Source organism: uncultured Lactobacillus sp. (genome assembly GCF_944327175.1).
Classification (GTDB): domain Bacteria; phylum Bacillota; class Bacilli; order Lactobacillales; family Lactobacillaceae; genus Lactobacillus.
Window position 1 is genome coordinate 1 of record NZ_CALVGT010000002.1, and the last position, 15,007, is coordinate 15,007.

The window sequence follows — 15,007 nt, forward strand, 5'->3', positions numbered from 1 at the left end:
CCCATGCCGAACACAGCAGTTAAGCTTCTTAACGCCGAAAGTAGTTGGTGGGAAACTGCCTGCGAGGATAGGAAGCTGCCGCGCGAGTCAAGAGTCAGACGGAAGTCTGGCTCTTTTTGTTTTCCATAGTAAAATAGGTAAGAGTAAAAATACTAAGAGTAGAAGCACAAGGAAAGATATATAGACATGGCCAGAATCGACAGAGAAAATAATCTGATTAGAATTAGTGCTTTTGATGATCCCAGACTGAAGCTATTTACGGACTACAATGAAGCCCAGCTATTTCATTATTATGAGCCAGAAGTTGGTATTTTCATCGCTGAGAGCCCGAAAGTAATCGAGCGGGCAATTAGGGCTGGCTATGAGCCAATCGCCATGCTGGTGGAGGAGAAGGCCTTAGAACGTGATTTAGCCGACTTCGACAGGGAGCTGGCCGTTAACCACGATCACTTACCCGCTTTCCCGATCTTTGTCGCCCAGTCTGACCTTTTGGGCCAGCTGCCAGGCTATAATCTGCTGCGGGGTGCCATCTGTGCTTTTAGAAGAAAAAGGCGGCCAAGTCTGCGTGAATTTGCGACTGCCTTGCCCGAGCATGCCAGAGTCGGTGTCTTAGAGAGCGTCGTTAATCCCACAAACGTTGGGGCCATTTTCCGCTCAGCGGCGGCTTTAGGCATGGACGGGGTCTTGATCACGACCGACTCCAGTGACCCTTTATACCGGAGAAGCGGCCGGGTCAGCATGGGGACGGTCTTTCAAGTGCCGTGGACTTATCTGGATCAAAAACTTTGGCGGGAAAAAGGCGTGGCTAGCCTGCAGGAGTTGGGATTTAAGACCGCGGCTATGGCTTTAAGAGACAATACAGTAGACATTGATGACCCGGTCTTAAAAGAAGCAGACCGCCTGGCTGTCATTTTAGGTTCTGAAGGACCAGGCCTGTTGCCGCAAACAATCGCTGAGAGCGACTATACGATCAAGATTCCGATGGCTGAGGGGGTAGACTCTTTAAATGTTGCCGCCGCTAGTGCTTTAGCCTTTTGGGAAGTCAAAAAAGGACTGGATTAAGTTCCAGTCCTTTTTCTTTGTGTCTTGTATCTTACTTTGATTTTGTCTTATTCGCCGCTAGCACCGTAGTTGCTTAATACCCGGGCACTTGGGTCAGTGACGCCTTCCAGGCTCTTCCAGCTTCTGTTTGGCATCCAGTAGTCCTTGATCCAGTCCGCCTTACCTGGATAAAATTCTTCAAAAATCTCCCGGTAAAGAAGGGATTCCTTGGTAAATGGCGTCCGGTATGGGTACTTTTCGCCTGCTTTAGCCAGGTCTTCATCGTTGTACTTGCTTTCAGCATATTCCTTAAGGTCATCAACCATGGAGTGGCCCACGGCATCACTGAAGGCCGCTTTTTCCCGCATGAGGATGTCCCGCGGCAGCCAGTCGCCTTCTTCAAAGGCCTTTCGGAGCAGGTACTTGCCCTTGTGGTAGTGGTTCATCTTCAGGTCTGGGTCAACGCTCATGACATAGTCGACAAATTCCCGGTCTGCAAATGGCACTCTGCCTTCCAGGGAGTTGGCGGAAATGCAGCGGTCTGGCCGCAGGACGTCGTACATGTAGAGCTCTCTAAGCCGCTTAGCTGCTTCTTTTTGAAATTCTTCCGGGCTTGGAGCGAAATCAGTGTATTTGTAGCCAAAAAGCTCGTCAGAGCATTCACCAGTCAAGATGACCTTCAAGTCGGTTGTTTCATGGATCTTCTTGCAGAGGATATACATCCCGATTGAAGCCCGGATGGTGGTGATGTCCCAAGTTTCCAAAGTATAGATGACTTCCCTTAAAACTCCCAGCACGTCTTCTATGGTCATGATGAATTCCGTGTGGTCGGTCCCTAGGTAGTCAGCCACTTCCCGGGCATACTTAAGGTCGATTGGGTTTTGGTTCATCCCGATGGCAAAAGTTCTGATCTTGGTATCTGGCTGCAGGCGGGCAGCGATAGAGCAGACCAGGGAGGAGTCCAGGCCGCCTGAAAGGAGGTAGCCGACCGGAGCGTCAGAAGCCAGGCGCTGGTCAACTGATTCAACCAGAAGGTCATGGATCTTGTGAGTCGCCGTCTCAAAATCGTCAGTACTCATCTTCGGGGTGAGGTCTGGTTCATGGTAGGCTACGATCTTTTCCCCGTCATAGTAGTGGCCAGGCAGGAAGGGATGGATTTCGCCGCAGAGGTCAAGCAGGTTCTTGCCAGTTGAGGCAAAAGCAATCCTGCCGTCTTTTTTGATAAAGCCGTAGAACATTGGCCGGATACCGATGATGTCTCTGGCCGCGTAAATCGTCTTTGAGAGGTGATCATAGAGGACAAAGGCAAATTCCCCATCCAGCATCTTAACCATCGTCTTAATCCCGTATTTGCGGTAGAGGGGGATCAAAACTTCGCAGTCACTGCTAGAAGTAAATTCGTAGTCGGTTTCCAGGTTCTTTTTCAGTTCCGGGTAGTTGTAGATTTCCCCGTTGCAGACCAAGGTGCAGTCCAAGCTTTCAAAAGGTTGCATCCCGCTTTCCGTCAAGTCCATGATGGCCAGGCGGTTAAAGCCAAAAGTAACTTCCCGCTCATCAAAGACCCTGGTCATATCCGGTCCCCGGTCCTGGCACTTGGCCAGTGCTTCGTCAAAGATCTTTAAATCAAATTCTTTGGAGTCGATCGCTAAAAATCCGCACATGTTTGCTGCCTCTTTCTTTTTAAGCAAAAAATAATTTAAGTGACTGAAAAATGCTAGTTTATGAAAAAGGGGGCGCCAAGCAAAGAAAAAGCCCTTCGCTCCCCGGTAAGGGACGAAAGGCTTTGTTCCGCGGTACCACCCAAATTGCTCTGATAATAGAGCCTGCTTTTTGGGCACAAAGATGCTCATCCGGCGGTAACGGACCAGAACCGGCCAAGCCTACAGGAGCTAAGTCTTTCGGTTGGCAGCTGAAAAAGTGTTTTTCAAGGGGGGCAGAGCCTGCTAAATTTCCACTCTCATCAGCTCACTGAAGGTTGTCCGCCTTTACTCGTCTTTTTATGGCTTTTTTTAATTTAGAACTATTGTAATCATGATGAGAAATAAATCAAGACTAAATAAAAATGAATTTAAAAAGAAAAGTGGAGAAGGCTTTTCAATAAAGCTTTTGATTTTTTCGCTGAAAAGTGTTGACATTTTCCCTAAGCCCTGTAAAATATTAATTGTTGCGTCGCCGAGGCGCGACAGAAAATTCCGCCTTAGCTCAGTTGGTAGAGCGCTTGACTGTTAATCAGGATGTCGTCAGTTCGAGTCTGACAGGCGGAGTATCGGGAAGTGGCTCAGTTTGGTAGAGCACCTGGTTTGGGACCAGGGGGTCGCAGGTTCAAATCCTGTCTTCCCGATCAAACGAAAGATGCGGAAGTAGTTCAGTGGTAGAACATCACCTTGCCATGGTGGGGGTCGCGGGTTCGAATCCCGTCTTCCGCTTAGTATCAAGAGATGCTTAATTGAATAGATGCACCCATAGCGCAACTGGATAGAGTGTCTGACTACGAATCAGAAGGTTGTAGGTTCAAGTCCTACTGGGTGCATTGGAGGATTAGCTCAGCTGGGAGAGCATCTGCCTTACAAGCAGAGGGTCACAGGTTCGAGCCCTGTATCCTCCATCTGGCCCGTTGGTCAAGTGGTTAAGACACCGCCCTTTCACGGCGGTAACATGGGTTCAAATCCCGTACGGGTCATTGCCGGAAGGCAAAACAGAATATTTGGTCCATTGGAGCAGTGGTCTATCTCGCCTCCCTGTCACGGAGGAGATCGCGGGTTCAAATCCCGCATGGACCGTCACTGAGAAGCAGGTAGATACCTGCTTCTTTTTTGTCTTTGCATTTATTTTTTCTTTCTGGCTTATTCTGTTCTTTCTAAATTTCCTTAGCCACTTATTTTACTTTAGAAAGAAGCTATTTTCTTTTTGCGAAGTGCTTGTTATTTCGTTTTTAGTGTACTAGAATAAATAGTACAGTATAGACAGCTAGAAAGGAGTGAGCTAGTGGACTTTATTGACTATTTGGACAGCCGGCCGATTTACCAGCAGATCGCGGACAGGTACAAGCAGCTGATTCTGACCGGAGTCATGCTGCCAGATGAGCAGCTGCCGTCAGTGCGGAAGTTGGCCATGGAATTGTCGACTAACCCTAATACAGTGCAGAAGGCATACGCCGCGCTGGAACGGGAAGGATACGTATACAGCGTCAAAGGCCGGGGGAATTTCGTCCGGGCCAATGAAACGCTAAAGAGCAAGCAAAAAGAAGAGCTGAAAGGGAAAATGATTGATTTAATTAAGGAGATTCAAGCTGTGGGCCTGGATCCGCAGGAATTGTTTACTGAAGCCATGGAGGAGGCGGTAGAAGATGATCGAGATTGATGCACTAAAGAAGGATTATGGGCAGACAGAGGCCATTAAGAGCCTTAACCTGACCATTGAAGAAGACCGGGTCTTTGGCTTGATCGGGACCAACGGGGCCGGCAAGAGCACCCTCTTGCGGATGATCGCTGGCATCCTGCGGCCGACTTCTGGCTATATCACTATTGACGGGTTGCCAGTTTATGACAATCCTGCCGCAAAGAAAAAGTTTTGCTTCATTCCAGATGACCCCTACTTCTTCCAAAATGCCACGGCGGAGTCTATGGCCAGAGATTACGCGGCGGTTTACCAGAACTTTGACCAAGAACGTTTTGCCAGACTGCTGGCGGACTTTCGCTTAGAGCCTAAACGCCGTATACACGACTATTCTAAGGGCATGAAGCGGCAATTGGCGATCCTGCTAGGATTATGTACTAACACCAAGTACCTGCTCTTAGACGAAGTTTTTGACGGCTTAGACCCGGTTATGCGGCAGAGCATGAAGAGCCTTTTCGCCGAAGACATGGACCGGCGGCAATTGACTCCAATCATTGCCTCGCACAACTTACGGGAATTGGAAGATATTTGTGACCACATCGGTTTCCTGCACAGCGGCGGTCTGCTTTTATCAGAAGACCTGGCCGACATGAAACTGGAAATCCAGAAGCTGCAGTGCGTCTTTAAAGACGACCGGGACATGGAGGAAGTCCTGGGCAAGCTGAAGCTGGTTGACCACAGCAGCCGGGGCCGCCTGCACACTTTGGTCGTGCGGGGGAGCCGGAGCGAAGTCGAAGCGGTCTTTGACCATGTGCCGATGACCTTCTTCGAAATCCTGCCGTTGACCTTGGAAGAAATCTTTATTGCAGAAGCGGAGGCAGTTGGCTATGACACGCGCAAACTTATCCTTAAATAAATACGGTCTGCCGCAAAAAGAAATCCTGCGGCACCGGAAAGTACCCGTAGTCTTGGCGATCTTGATCATGGCCATGTTCTATATCATCGGGCCGGTTCTGGTTTTGATCAGCAACAAGGGTGTTGAGACAGCTTCCTTGCTGCATGACGCCCGGACATATTATATTTTTCAAAATACGAGCATGTCGGCTGCGCTGGCCGGGATCTTCGGCATCTACCTGGCCTTTGAAGGCTTCCGCTTCTTGCACGTGCCGCGGCAAGTGGACTATTACGAGAGCCAGCCGGTCAGCCGCAAGACCCGCTTCATCGGAATTACGGTCAACAGCTTGCTTATTTATAGCTTGCTTTACTTACTCTTTTTCCTGGCCGGAATGCTGATCTTGGCTACAGGCGGGGCTAATTTCCTGGCTGACGGTGAGGTCTGGCGGGGCTTTCTGGCTGACCTCTTTGCCTTTTCAGCTTGGTACGCTATCGCCTCTTTGAGCATGATGGTCACAGGGAATACCTTTGTGGCTGGCTTAGCCACAATCTTCTTCTCCTGCTTTGAATTTGGCTTGATTTTTCTGGATTCAATCTTCTATTCCACCTTGGCAACTACGGCTGGCTATGACAATCATGATTGGTTAGCATACACCAATCCTTCAACTCAGGTTTATAACTCGAATCACTGGCTGGGGATCGGGATTAACCTGCTTTGGACCGTGCTTTACCTGGCCTTAGCCTACTGGGCTTACCAGAAACGGGCTAATGAAAAGGCAGGCAGAGCTGTGGCTTTTGCCTGGATTGAACAGGTGGTTAAGATCATCGTGGTTGTCTACTTCGCGGCAATTGGCGGGATCATTGGCTACACAATGATCGGCTTAAACTTTGCTTGCGGCATTATTGGTGCCCTCATAATTGGTTTAATAACTGCCAGCTTGATGGAAATTATCTTCAAGTTTGACCTGGTTGCCTGGAAGCACAACTTTGTCCAAAGTCTGCTGTTAACCGTGGCCGGTTTAGCAATTTTTGCCGGCATGGTTTGGGGAGCCAAGCGCTACGATGATTGGCTGCCTGCAAGCAAGCAAGTAGCCAGTGTGGCAATTTCACAGGATGACGGCATCTATACCAACTATTACATGGGCAAAAAATCGGCCAAAGGTGACGCCAGCGATTATGCCGCGAAATACATGTATTTACCGGTAAACAGTGACTTCGTAAATCTGGTCAAAGCCGGCAGCAAATTTACCCAGAACCGGTCTCATGAACGGGAAGATTCAGTCCATATGCGCTTTGTCTTCAGAATGAAGAATGGCCGCGTCAAGACCAGGGTCTATGATGTGGATAGAAAGACCCTGAAGAAATACTTTGAACCAATCAGCAAGACCAAGGCTTACAAGCAGGCTTACTTCCAGATCTACCACGACCAGATGATTATGGATAATCTGGATAGCATGTCCTTTGCCTACACAAATGGCAAGGAAACGATCAAGCGCCAGGACAGCCAGCTTTACAAGGACTTCCGGGCAGCCTACAAGCAAGACTTAGCCAAGTGGGACTACCAGCAGGCCAGCCTGCAGAAGCCGATTGGCCAAGTCGCGGTTTCCTGGACGCGGGCAAATGGCAAGCGGGCCAAGATCTACTATCCGGTTTACAGCAATTACAGCCAGACGATTGTTTTCTTAAAGAAAAACAAATTGTATTCCGCAAAGAAAGTTAAATTGGAGTATCAACAGCCCTTAGATTTTTATCTTGAAGATCAATTCGGTTAAAGGGCGAAAATCAGCATAATTTGCTTAATAACTTTACTTTTCCGGCTATTTCCTCTATTATTAAAATATTAAAACAATTATAAGATTAATGTTGCTTTAATTATTTAGGAGGACAGATGGCGAAAAAACACGAAAACGCGGACGGAACGCTCCGGTCCTTATCGAACCGGCACGTACAGATGATTGCCATCGGGGGCACGATCGGGACAGGTCTTTTCTTAGGGACCGGCAGCACGATCTCGGCCACCGGACCGTCAGTCATTTTGATTTATGCATTCATGGGGGTCTTTTTCTTCTTCATGCTGCGGGCATTGGGAGAAATGTTTTACTCAGACCCCAACCACCATACCTTCGTCTCATTTATTACTAAATACCTGGGGCCAGCAGCCGGCAACTTCGCCGGCTGGTCCTACTGGATCGGCCTGCTCTTTGCCTGTATGGCTGAACTTACAGCAGTCGGGACCTACTTCCAGTACTGGTTCCCGCACGCGCCTCTTTGGCTGGTTGAGCTGATCTTCCTAGGAGCCTTGACCCTGCTGAACTTGACGGCAGCCCGCCTCTTTGGGGAAACGGAATTCTGGTTTGCCATGATCAAGATCATTGCTATCATCTCCATGATCTTGACCGGGATCTTCCTGGTGGCAACCCATGCTAAAACCCCAGTTGGCTATGCTTCTTTGGCCAACCTGACCAAGAACTTCAAGCTGGCGCCAAATGGCACTTATGCCTTCTTTACCGCCTTCCCAATGGTCTTCTTCTCTTTTGCCGGGATTGAATTCGTGACCATCACGATTGGGGAAGCTGAAGATCCCCACCAGGTGATCAAGAAGGCAGTCAACGAGACTTTGTTGCGAATCTTGATCTTTTACATCGGGACTTTAACTGTGATCATGTGCGTGGTTCCCTGGCGGTCAGTGTCTGCCTCCAGCAGTCCTTTCGTCCAGGTCTTCCAGTTAGCTGGCTTCACTACCGCGGCTTCAGTTCTGAACTTCGTGGTTTTGACCAGCGCGGCTTCAGCCTTGAATTCAACCATCTTCTCAGCTGGCCGGCACTTCTTCCAATTAGCGCAAGAAGCTAGCCAGGGCAGCTGGCTGAAGGAAAAATTTGCCAAGATTGCGCCAAATGGGGTACCGGCAAGAGGAATCGGGATCTCAGTTTTATTCGCCCTGATCGCGCCGATCCTCAGCTTCTCTAACACGGCAATTGAGGCCTTCAGCATGGTTGCCGGGGCAACCAGTGACATCTTCATCCTGGTTTACGTCCTGGCCCTGCTGGCCCACCGGAAGTACCGCAAGTCCAGTGACTTTATGGAAGACGGCTTCAAGATGCCTTTTTACCAGGTAACCAGTCCATTGACGATTGCCTTCTTCCTGATCATCTTCTTCAGCCTCTTCTTCGTCAAGGCGGATATCTTCGGCGCCAGCCTGGCTACGGCCTGGGTCCTCTTCTTCGGCAGTTTCTGCTACTTCCACCAGCGGGCCAAGGACAAGCGGGCCGATAACTAAAATTGAATTGAACAGATTGTACAGTCATGACGGAAGTCATGGCTGTTTTTTGTCCAGAAGGTTAGCCTTTCTAGCGAAATGCTTTTCTTGACTTTGTCTGGTAAAGAGAGTATTTTCTCTCAGTTTTTTCTCCTTTTTGCCCAAAAAACAGCTAACTTGCAGAGAGTAAGTGAAAAAATTATTGAACTACTAAAAGTTAAAATACCTTTTACCCAGGCTTATTTAGTGAAAAAAGGAGAATACAGGCAAGCAAATCTGTTTTTTATCGGCGAAAGAGCTGGAAACCCGCCTTTTAACTTTTGTGACAGAAATCGCTATCTTTTGTAAAAGTAGAAAAAAGGAATAAAACAATTTATTCACAATATCTAATCTTAGTTACCGCTTACATCGTTAATAAGGCAAAAGATAAGGGAAAAGCAGCTTCTTGTGTCATTAAAAAAGAGGGATTTTATCCTCTTTTCTTTTTCCTAAATGCTGTTATAGTAGTAATTGAGAAATATATCACAAGAAATAAACGAGGAGCAGGAGACGAAAGAATGCCTAAGCAAAGCACCATTAAAGTGGAAAAAGCAGTTGAAACTGAAGAAGAAATCTACCACAATGTCGATATTTTGGTTAATAAATCACATGAATCCTTAGCCCAAATGGAAAACTTCAGCCAGGAAGACGTGGACAAGCTTTGCCAAGTCATTGAAAAAGTCGGCGAAGACAATGCCCGTTACCTGGCCCAAATGGCAGTTGACGAAACTGGCCGGGGCAAGGTCGAAGACAAGGTGACCAAGAACACCTACGCTTCCCAAACTATCTGGGAAAGCATGAAGGACATGAAGACGGTCGGGGTGATCGAAGAAAACAAGCAGGAAGGCTTGATGAAGATCGCTGAACCGATCGGGGTCATCGCCGGGGTAACGCCAGTTACCAACCCGACTTCCACGGTTATCTTCAAGGCCATGATCGCCATGAAGAGCAAGAACACCATCATCTTCGGCTTCCACCCGCAAGCCCAAAAGTGCTGTGTGGAAACGGCCAAGCTGATCAAGGAAGCTACGGTTAGCGCCGGGGCGCCGGAAAACTGGATCCAATGGATCGAGCATCCAAGCCTCACGGCCACGACGGCTTTGATGAACAACCCAAAGGTTCAGATGGTTCTGGCCACTGGTGGCCCAGGCATGGTCAAGGCCGCCTACTCAACTGGCAAGCCGGCCCTGGGTGTGGGCCCAGGCAACGGCCCGTCCTACATCGAAAAGACAGCGGACATTGAACAGTCAGTAAACGATATCGTCTTGTCCAAGACTTTTGATAACGGGATGATCTGTGCCTCAGAAAACTCCGTCGTCGTTGACAAGGAGATCTATGACCAAGTCAAGGAAGCCTTCTTAAAGCGCCACTGCTACTTCTTAAAGCCTGACGAAATCAAGCTCTTTGAAGAACACTTCATCGACCCGCGCCGGGGGACGGTAGCTGGCCCGATGGCCGGCAAGAGCGCGGTCAAGATTGCGGAAATGTGCGGGGTGACCGTACCAGCCGACAGCCAAGTCATCGTGGCTGAATACAGCGGTGTTGGCCCGAAGTACCCATTGTCAGCTGAAAAGCTGTCTCCGGTCTTCACCCTCTACAAGGCGGAAAACAGTGCCCAGGCCTTCAAGATTTGCACCGACCTCTTGAACTACGGCGGCCGGGGCCACACTGCCGGCATCCACACCCAAAACAGCAAGGTTATCCGCAAGTTTGCCTTCGCCATGTCTGCCTGCCGCATCCTGGTCAATAGCCCGGCTGCCCTTGGCGGGATCGGCGGGGTTTACAACAACATGATGCCATCCTTGACCCTGGGAACCGGCTCATACGGGGCCAACTCAGTTTCTCACAATATCACCGCCAAGGACCTCTTGAATATCAAGACCGTGGCCATGAGAAGAAAGCCAATCTTATAAAAAATACCGTCATTAAAAATCAAGAATCCACGTCTAAATTAATTAAGCTGAGGCTATTGCCTTGGCTTTTTCTTTCTTCTTTTTTGTAAGAAAAAATGCCTTAAAAAATACTGAAAAAGTGTTAAAATAGAAGGCAAAGTTACAAGATGGAGGAAAATTACATGCAAAAATCATGGTCAGTCAAAAGAACCGCCGTCGTCGCCGTCTTGATGGCGATGAATGTTGCCTTGTCTTCATTCAGCATCCCTGTCCCGGGCGGCCACCTCTACTTCAACGATGTGGTCATCGTGGCGGCAGCCTTGCTTTTGTCCCCATCAGAGGCCTTCGTGGTCGGCGGGGTAGGGGCCTTCTTGGGCGACTTCCTTTTCTATCCGGCGCCCATGTTCGTCAGCCTCTTTTCTCACGGCTTTGAAGCCTTGATCATCTCTTACTTTGCCCACAAGTTTGCCGGCGAGAAAAAGAAGGTCATCTTGGGGATTCTTTTAGGCGCGACCGTGATGGTGACTGGCTACACTTTAGGCCGGGCCTTCGTCTACGCTACCCCGGCAATTTCCTTGGTCAAGTTTCCTTTCGAATGCCTGCAGGCGGCCGTTGGGGCGGGCTTAGGCTACAACTTGGTCTACCATGCCGGCATCGAAAAGCAGTTCCAGCACCGGCTGCGGTAAACGGAAAACAGCAAGAATAAAGAAATACAGAAAGCATTGCAAGCAAAAATCCACCCAGATGGGTGGATTTTTTAATGCACATTCAGTTAAATAGAAGGCTAATTATAGCGCGAAGGTCCGCCGTTGATCTGGTTGCGGCCATTCTCCTTACTCTGGTAGAGCATGTGGTCGGCTTCCCGGATCATCTCGTAGACCTCGTCTGGGGTCTGGGCCTGGCCATAGACATAGCCGGCAGAAATCTGGATGTCAAATTTCAAGTCCAGAATCTTGACCTGTTTCAAGTATTCCCGGACTTTTTGGTCATTCCTGCGCAGCCGGTCCCTGGATTCAAAGTCCTCAATGACCAAGAACTCGTCACCCCCGTAGCGGTAGCAGTGACCGATCCCGTAAACGTGCAGGAGGGCCTCGCTGATCTTCTTCAAGACCGCGTCCCCGTACATGTGGCCGAACTTGTCGTTAAAAGTCTTGAAGTAGTCAATGTCGATCATCATGACCGAAATGTCTCTTTGTGTCAAGTAGCCGAAATCCCGGTCAAAACTGCGCCGGTTCTTCAAGGTGGTCAAAGGGTCCTGGGTGGCTTCAACCTGCAGCTGGTTCAGCTCGTCCATCTGGCTGGTAACATCAATGATAAAGTCCAGGAGGCCGCAGATGGTGTTATCGTCGTAAATTGGCGAGAGATAGTAGTGGAAGGTCTGGTGGTTGTCGTTGACACTGAGGGTCAGATAGTCGTTTAAGGCTACCCCGTCCTTTAAGAGCTGCTTTTCCTGGCCTATGATTTTCTGCAAATCATCATGATCGTTATTTGGATACGGGCAGCCAATCTGGCCCAGGATATCCTTGAGCTTCAAGCCGAAGTAGTCCAAAAAGCGCTGGTTGGCTCCCAGGTATTTCAGCTGACCATTCTTCCAGAAGATCCCGACATTGCTGTTTTCCAAGAGAGCCAGGCGAACCTTCTCCTGGTCCAGGCCCCGGCCCTCCTTGATCAAGTGCTGGTAGTCCGTTTGCGGGGTCCGGTTCTTGACCTTATAGCCATCAGAGAGGAAGGCGGTCAGGTTGTCGGTCTTGGAGATCAGTTGCAGGCGGACTTTAAACTGTTCCTGGTCGGTAATCCAGTCAAACTGGGAGATCTCTTTAACCTGCCTGCATTGGTCAATGGCGGTCCAAAAACGGCTGTAGTTGCCAGCCGCCGCCCCGTTGCAGTTCTTGACAAAAGCCTCTGGATTAGCGTAGCCTAAGTGGCCGGTCCAGGAGCGGAAGGCACTGTTGCAGTAGACCAGCTTGGCCTGCTGGCTTTGGACGATGAAGATGGAATTAGGCCGGGGATTCTCAAAGTTGTTGTCCAGCCGGTCCCGGGTTTCCAAGTAGGGATCCAGGACGTTGATGTGGTTGAGGCCAGAGAAAAGGGCTCTTTCTTCAACGCTTTCAAAGTTATCTCTTTCCTGGCTCAGTTCTTCTTCCGGCATCTCTTTAGCCAAAAGCCGCCCTTGAGACAGCATGATTCCTAAGGAGCGGATGAAGTTGAGCATGGCCTTGTCCTCAACCCCCTTGACGATCGGGACGATCTCGAGCAGGCGGGACATGTTGATGACGGAAGCCAGGATGATCTTGGCCCTTTGCCGGTTGGTATTGAAGCTGCGGACGTCGACTTTAACATAGTCGAAATTGTATTCCAGCAGGGTTTCCGTTGACAAATTGTTGTTTTTCCCGCCATAGCGGTCCAGGCAGATCCTGAAGCCTTGCTTCCGCAAGTTGGCCGCCGCGTCCTTCAGCCGCTGCTGGTCAACCGCGACTCGTTGAGCCAGCAGGTCAAACTGGATCATATTGTGGGGAATCTGGTATTTCTGGGTGATCCCGAGAATTTGGTCGATGAAACCGTCGATGTTGAAGTCGCTAGGCGAGAGGTTGATGGAGACCGGAACGGTTGGCAGGTTGTCGGCCCGTCTTTGGTTCAGCAGCTGGCAGACATGGTCTAAGACATGGAGGTCCAGCTGGTAGACCAGGCCGCTTCTTTCCAGAACAGGGATAAAGCGGCTGGCCTTTAAAGCCGGCTTGCCTGGTTCCTGCCAGCGGGAGACGGCTTCAAAGTTGCAGATTTTCTTAGAATAGAGGTTGAAAATCGTCTGGTAGTAGACCTTGATCCAGTTCTGGCTGAGGGCTTCTTCAAAGTGGCCCATCAAGTAGTCCTGCAGCTCAAAGCGCTTCTTGACAGATGTATTGTAGACTTGGTAAGCCTTGTGCCGGTCATCGCCCATGTAGCGCAGGGCCAGGTAGGCCTTGTCGACGGCGCTGGTGGCTGCTTCCATTTCCTTGACCTGGTAGACGCCGGCTCTGACGGTCGTAACCTTGTCAGCGGAAAAATCCGCGACTTTCTTTTTGATCTCTGGCAGCAGCTTCTTGAGCTGGCTGGGAGCAGTGATGGTCAAGAAGGTGTCGTCGACATAGCGCAGGGTCAGCCCTTCCTGGAAGCTGTCCCGGATGATTTCCCCGCACTTCTTGATAAGCTGGTTCCCCTGCAAGAAGCCAAAGTGGTTGTTGTAAGAGTGCAGGGAGGAGATGTCGAAGTAAATAACGTCAACTTGCCCGGCCTGCTTTAAGAGCTTTCTTAAAAAGTCATCCCCGAACTTGCTAAAGTAGCTGACATTGGGCATGCCCGTCAGCAGGTCCATGTCGGGGGATTCACTTTGCTCCTTGCTCTGCTGGCTCTGTTCATTACCCAGGTCAAAGTAGGTAACCAGTAAAAGGATTGTGCCGTCCTCGGCCTTGATCTGCTTTGAGTGGACAAAAAGGGTGTGGTATTCGCCCTTGATGGACAGGTGGTAGGTCAAGTGGCACTCCGGGTACTTGATGGCAGACGCGGAAAAAGAAGCCAGGCGGACAACGTCAGCCGGGTAGACCCGGTCAAAGCTGTGGTGGTTGAGGTATTCCAGCATGGACTCACGGTCAGAGCCCACCATCTTGCAATATTCGTCAGAAGCTAGCAAGGCATGGTACTCCCCGTCGATGACCTGCATAACTAAAAGCGGCAGGGGTGTTTTCTCATATCGGGCGCGTTCTTGATCGGTAAATTGGTAAAGGGCTTCTGCCATAGTTCTTCCTTAATTGATTGAAGGATAATCAAGTGGGTGATTATCAGCTTAAGTTAATAGTTCTTTCGTGAAAATTATAACACTGATTGTTTCTTGCAAGGGCAGATGAAAGAACTTTCAAGCAAGAGAACTACTAAAAAATATATCATCTTACTTACTATTGTTTAGCATTAATTATCTTCTTTTTATCGTACGCGATAGAAATAACGGTAACCAGGAGGCAGGCTAAAATCCCGACAGCCAGGTCCCCACCAAAGGCCAGGCGGATATCAATGTCGGACAAGAGGCCGGTGATGATCGGAACCGTAAAGGAAGCAGTTGCCCCGAAGAAGTAGAAGATCCCGGTAGCCAGGCCCTTTTTGTCAGGGAAGAATTCCATGAAGGCGTTCAAGCCCGTCTGCATGATTCCGCTGGCCGCTGTCAAGCCAAACATGAAGGAAGCAAACTCAGACAAGAAGGCGGAATGGCTGACTAAAAGCAAAAGGACCATCAAAGTAGCTAAGACGTTCATGACCATAAGAATGGCGTAAGGGGAGACTTCCCGGCTGAGCAGTCCAAAGAGGATGAAGACTCCGATGATGGAGCCGACGCTATATAAGGAAAGAAAAAGGTGGCTGGTGGCAGTGGAGAAGCCCTGTTTTTGCCCGAAAAGAGTAAGTCAGCAGCTGTAATTATATATAGTCAAAAATAGCAATTTAAGACTACTAATGCTTATTTGTAGTCTTTTCTATTCTAGGTCATGTTATCAATGTATTTGGACGAGCTTCTGTGATATAA

Annotated in this window: 9 protein-coding genes, 7 tRNA genes and 2 pseudogenes; 15 read left to right on the forward strand and 3 right to left on the reverse strand. The window is 49.3% G+C overall.

The features are described from left to right. Nucleotides 1-186: 186 nt before the first annotated feature. Nucleotides 187-1,062 carry an RNA methyltransferase gene (locus Q0J41_RS00080; RefSeq protein WP_296224518.1) on the forward strand — a complete coding sequence of 292 codons (876 nt, stop codon included), beginning with the start codon at nt 187-189 and terminating at the stop codon, nt 1,060-1,062. A gap of 47 nt (nt 1,063-1,109) precedes the next feature. Here the strand turns inward: Q0J41_RS00080 and asnB are convergent, their stop codons facing one another. Then, on the reverse strand, nt 1,110-2,702 hold the full coding sequence (gene asnB / locus Q0J41_RS00085) for an asparagine synthase B (protein WP_296224519.1): 1,593 nt from the start codon (nt 2,700-2,702) through the stop codon (nt 1,110-1,112). A gap of 530 nt (nt 2,703-3,232) precedes the next feature. On the opposite strand from asnB, the gene Q0J41_RS00090 reads away from it, so the two are divergent. From Q0J41_RS00090 to Q0J41_RS00155, 14 genes and pseudogenes are all read left to right on the forward strand, one after another. After that, nucleotides 3,233-3,305: transfer RNA gene (locus tag Q0J41_RS00090), tRNA-Asn, on the forward strand. Nucleotides 3,306-3,308: 3 nt separating this feature from the next. Continuing rightward, nucleotides 3,309-3,382: transfer RNA gene (locus Q0J41_RS00095), tRNA-Pro, on the forward strand. A 13-nt stretch (nt 3,383-3,395) separates the two neighbouring features. Next, a tRNA-Gly gene (locus tag Q0J41_RS00100) sits at nt 3,396-3,467 on the forward strand. Nucleotides 3,468-3,497: 30 nt separating this feature from the next. After that, nucleotides 3,498-3,571 (forward strand) — tRNA-Arg (locus tag Q0J41_RS00105). A 2-nt stretch (nt 3,572-3,573) separates the two neighbouring features. Then, nucleotides 3,574-3,646 (forward strand) — tRNA-Val (locus Q0J41_RS00110). Nucleotides 3,647-3,649: 3 nt separating this feature from the next. Then, nucleotides 3,650-3,721: transfer RNA gene (locus tag Q0J41_RS00115), tRNA-Glu, on the forward strand. A 26-nt stretch (nt 3,722-3,747) separates the two neighbouring features. Next, nucleotides 3,748-3,821, forward strand: a tRNA-Asp gene (locus tag Q0J41_RS00120). Nucleotides 3,822-4,026: 205 nt separating this feature from the next. After that, a complete protein-coding gene (locus Q0J41_RS00125; RefSeq protein WP_296224520.1) occupies nt 4,027-4,401 on the forward strand; it encodes a GntR family transcriptional regulator in 375 nt (124 codons plus the stop codon). Then, a complete protein-coding gene (locus Q0J41_RS00130; protein WP_296224521.1) occupies nt 4,388-5,293 on the forward strand; it encodes an ABC transporter ATP-binding protein in 906 nt (301 codons plus the stop codon). The genes Q0J41_RS00125 and Q0J41_RS00130 overlap by 14 nt, the downstream gene beginning before the upstream one ends. Then, a complete protein-coding gene (locus tag Q0J41_RS00135) occupies nt 5,265-7,043 on the forward strand; it encodes a DUF6449 domain-containing protein (RefSeq protein WP_296224522.1) in 1,779 nt (592 codons plus the stop codon). The genes Q0J41_RS00130 and Q0J41_RS00135 overlap by 29 nt, the downstream gene beginning before the upstream one ends. 116 nt (nt 7,044-7,159) lie before the next feature. Then, entirely contained in the window at nt 7,160-8,548 is a 1,389-nt protein-coding gene (locus Q0J41_RS00140) for an amino acid permease (RefSeq protein WP_296224523.1), read from the forward strand. A 78-nt stretch (nt 8,549-8,626) separates the two neighbouring features. Continuing rightward, on the forward strand, nt 8,627-8,875 hold the full coding sequence (locus Q0J41_RS00145) for a hypothetical protein (RefSeq protein WP_296224524.1): 249 nt from the start codon (nt 8,627-8,629) through the stop codon (nt 8,873-8,875). A gap of 209 nt (nt 8,876-9,084) precedes the next feature. Continuing rightward, nucleotides 9,085-10,464 (forward strand): annotated as a pseudogene (locus Q0J41_RS00150) (aldehyde dehydrogenase family protein); the annotation flags it as partial. Between the two features lie 176 nt (nt 10,465-10,640). Then, nucleotides 10,641-11,144 (forward strand): ECF transporter S component, encoded by a 504-nt coding sequence (locus Q0J41_RS00155; protein ID WP_296224527.1) that lies wholly within the window; start codon nt 10,641-10,643, stop codon nt 11,142-11,144. A 98-nt stretch (nt 11,145-11,242) separates the two neighbouring features. Here the strand turns inward: Q0J41_RS00155 and Q0J41_RS00160 are convergent, their stop codons facing one another. Both Q0J41_RS00160 and Q0J41_RS00165 read right to left on the reverse strand, forming a co-directional pair. Further along, nucleotides 11,243-14,230 (reverse strand): EAL domain-containing protein, encoded by a 2,988-nt coding sequence (locus Q0J41_RS00160; protein WP_296224528.1) that lies wholly within the window; start codon nt 14,228-14,230, stop codon nt 11,243-11,245. A 157-nt stretch (nt 14,231-14,387) separates the two neighbouring features. Beyond that, a pseudogene (locus Q0J41_RS00165) lies at nt 14,388-14,864 on the reverse strand (MFS transporter); the annotation flags it as partial. Between the last annotated feature and the right edge of the window lie 143 nt (nt 14,865-15,007).